The sequence below is a fragment of the Neochlamydia sp. TUME1 genome (assembly GCF_000813645.1).
In the GTDB taxonomy this organism is placed as follows: domain Bacteria; phylum Chlamydiota; class Chlamydiia; order Chlamydiales; family Parachlamydiaceae; genus Neochlamydia.
Genome location: NZ_JRXI01000146.1, coordinates 1 through 3,319, shown reverse-complemented (window position 1 = coordinate 3,319; position 3,319 = coordinate 1). Strand labels below are relative to the sequence as shown.

Sequence of the window (3,319 nt, the reverse complement as noted above, 5' to 3'; positions counted from 1 at the left end):
CGTGAACTTAGTCTAGGCTTTTGTATGGAACGTGGGAACCTCATAGATGATGTTAAGAGAAAACCATATAAGTGAAGAACACAAAGTGGGAAATATCGAAGCATGTATGAGGGGCAGATCAACTCGTAGTAGTGAGGAAGTCTTTGTAATGAAGAGGGAGCGAAGGGGTTGAATTGTTCAATCCAACTCAATAAGTCAAGTAGAAATACGAGGAACTTATGGGGTGGAGAAAAGGCTGGAAAGCTTGGAGAACAATAGGAGCCGTATGAAGCGAGAGTTTCACGTACGTGTCTGTGGGAGCCTAAGGGGGAAGTTCCCTTGGGCGACCCGATCCTTTAGAAGAAAAAGGCAAGCTTTTTAAGGAGTGGGTTAAAAATTATAGCAAAGATATTACGAAATTGCATTTAGTAAAAATTGGCTTAACCTTATTATCCACAGAGATAGGGCAGCTAGTGCAGCTGGAAGGGCTTTTCTTAAATAACAACAAACTTACCACTCTTCCGGCAGAGATAGGGCATCTGTCGCACGAGTTAGATCTTGATCTAGGTGGAAATCTACTGAGAAGTATTCCTAATGAAATAAAGCAATGTTTTAGGCTATAACTGAAAAAGTTGGTATCTGCAGCACCTAAGGTACTAGAGAAATAAATGGATGCATTTGTAAGATGTCGAGAATATAGATAACCTTCCTATAGCATCCGAAGCGGGGAAGACTCACTCTGCTAAAAGATAGAAAGAATTTTTAAGGGTTTTTTTATATTGCTAGCTTGCCTAAGCATGTCACTAAGCTGCTGTTAAATTTTATTGGCCTATTTTGCTTTTTTCATGTATATAAATGCCTCTAAAAAGTAACTAAAAATAAGCTTAAAGTTTAAAGGAGGCTATACCATGAATCCTATCTCTTCCATCACCCTAGAACAATTGCCTAATGAGATATTATTTTCTATTTTAAAGCCTTGTGCCACCCCTTTTGTATCTAGCGTTTGTACAAAATGGCGACATTTGCTGGCTACGGAAGTCATGCCTTCCCTTTATAAGCAAATAGGTAAGATGCATGCCCCTCATAGAGAGATTAACGAACAGATTCTGATTTTAGATAAGCTTTATATGCTACCAGCTATGATTCCGGCAACAGCAAAGGTCTATGCAATCTTCAAGCAAATCTTTACACAAGCTAGATCTATTTCTCCTTTAGAATTTAAGTGGAAAACCGAGGAAAAAAGATATTTTACCCTCACTAATTACTGCTCTTATCTTGTAAATATTAACCGTTTCTTAATGTGGAAAAAACTTGGCAGAGGAGAAGAATATTTAGGAAGAGAAGAAATCAAAGCTTTACCTTTAGAAGAAAAAGGCAAGCTTTTTAAGGAATGGGTTAAAAATTATAGCAAAAATATTACGAAATTGCATTTAGTAAAAATTGGCTTAACCTTATTACCCGCAGAGATAGGGCAGCTATTGCAACTGGAAGAACTTTTTTTAGATAGAAATCAGCTTACCACTCTTCCGGCAGAGATAGGGCAGTTATTGCAGCTGCAAGAGCTTTTCTTACATGACAACCAACTTACCTCCCTTCCTGCTGAGATAGGGCAGCTAGTGCAGCTGGGATTACTTACCTTAGGTAACAACCAGCTTACCACTCTTCCGGCACAGATAGGGCAGCTATCAAAGCTCGAGGTGCTTAGATTAGATAACAACCAGCTTACCACTCTTCCGGCACAGATAGGGCAGCTATCAAAGCTCGAGGTGCTTAACTTAGATAACAACCAGCTTACAACTCTTCCGGCAGAAATAGGGCGGCTATCAAAGCTCAAGGAGCTTAGCTTAAAAAATAACCAGCTCACCACTCTTCCTTTGCAGATAGGGCAGTTATCTCAGCTGAAATGGCTTAACTTAACAGACAACCAGCTCACCACTCTTCCCGCCGAGATAGGACAGCTGGTGCAGCTGAAAGAGTTTTACTTAAATAACAACCAGCTAAAAACTCTTCCAGCAGAGATAGGGCAGATATCAGAGCTCCAAGAGCTTCAATTAAATAACAACCAGCTCACCTCCCTTCCTACTGAGATAGGGAAGCTATCTCAGCTGCTAGGATTAGATTTAAGCAACAACAAAATTACCACTCTTCTTTCACAGATAGGGCAGCTATCAAAGTTGCAAGGACTTAACCTAGAAAGCAACCAACTCACCACTCTTCCTGCCGAGATAGGGCAGCTATTGCAGCTGGAAGGGCTTTTCTTAAATAACAACCGACTTACCACTCTTCCGGCAGAAATAGGGCAGCTAGTGCAGCTGAGAGGATTTGAATTAAATAGCAACCAGCTTACCACTCTTCCGGCAGAGATAGGCCATCTGTCGCACGAGTTAGATCTTGATCTAGGTGGAAATCCACTGAAAAGTATTCCTAATGAAATAAAAGAACGTTTTAGGCTATAACTGAAAAAGTTGGTAATGGATGGATTTGGAAGATATTGAGAATATAGATAATCTTCCTATAGCATCCGAAGCGGGGAAGAATCACTTTGCTAAAAGATAGAAAGAATTTTTAATGGTTTTTTACATTGCCTTTAAAAATAAAAATGCTGAAAAGTCATCACTACCCAAGGAAATATAATGCATCCTATCTCTTCAGCCTCTATTGAAAGCTTGCCCAATGAATTGCTACTCCCTATCTTAGAGGCTTGCGTAGTTCCTTCCTTATTTGGCGTCTGTAAAAGATGGCATCATCTGCTGGCTTCTGAAGTGATGCCTTCTCTTTATAAGCAAATAGGTAAAGTGCATGTTCCTCAAGGAAATGTTAAGGAGCAGGCTCTTATTGTAGATAGGATTTATAAGCTAGAAGAAAAGCTTTCTGAAGCAGCAAAGGTAAATGCAATCTTTAAGCAAATCTTTACTTTAGCCAAGTCTTTTTCAACTTTAGAATCTAAAGAGAAAACAGAAGAAAAAAGAGGCTTAAGGCTGGCTAATTACGCTTCTTATCTCTTAAATATTAATCGCTTTTTGCTTTGGAAAAAGCTTCCTGGTAGGGAAAAATACTTAAGCCGAGAAGAAATTAAGCACTTGCCTCTAGTAGAATTTAAAGAGAAAACAGAAGAAAAAAGAGGCTTAAGGCTGGCTAATTACGCTTCTTATCTTTTAAACATTAATCGCCTTTTGCTTTGGAAAAAACTTCCTAGTGGGGAAGAATACTTGAGCGGAGAAGAAATCAAGCACTTGCCTCTAGAGAAAAAAGGAGAGCTTCTTAGAGATTGGATTGAAGAAAATTGTAAAGACTTAACTTTTCTAAATTTATCTAAAGCAGGCTTGATTTATTTACCCAC

The 3,319-nt window shown here is 39.0% G+C and carries 3 protein-coding genes; all 3 read left to right on the top strand.

Annotation, left to right across the window (positions count from 1 at the left end):
* Window positions 1-398 precede the first annotated feature (398 nt).
* On the top strand, window positions 399-602 hold the full coding sequence (locus DB41_RS07325; RefSeq protein ID WP_052243996.1) for a hypothetical protein: 204 nt from the start codon (window positions 399-401) through the stop codon (window positions 600-602).
* Window positions 603-887: 285 nt separating this feature from the next.
* Entirely contained in the window at window positions 888-2,435 is a 1,548-nt protein-coding gene (locus DB41_RS07320; RefSeq protein ID WP_052243995.1) for a leucine-rich repeat domain-containing protein, read from the top strand.
* A gap of 177 nt (window positions 2,436-2,612) precedes the next feature.
* On the top strand, window positions 2,613-3,319 hold a 707-nt coding region (locus DB41_RS07315; protein ID WP_039386006.1), incomplete at its 3' end, for a hypothetical protein.

Coding starts and splice junctions, on each gene's coding strand:
- DB41_RS07320 (WP_052243995.1), top strand. CDS start 888: ATGAATCCTATCTCTTCCATCACCCTAGAACAATTGCCTAATGAGATA.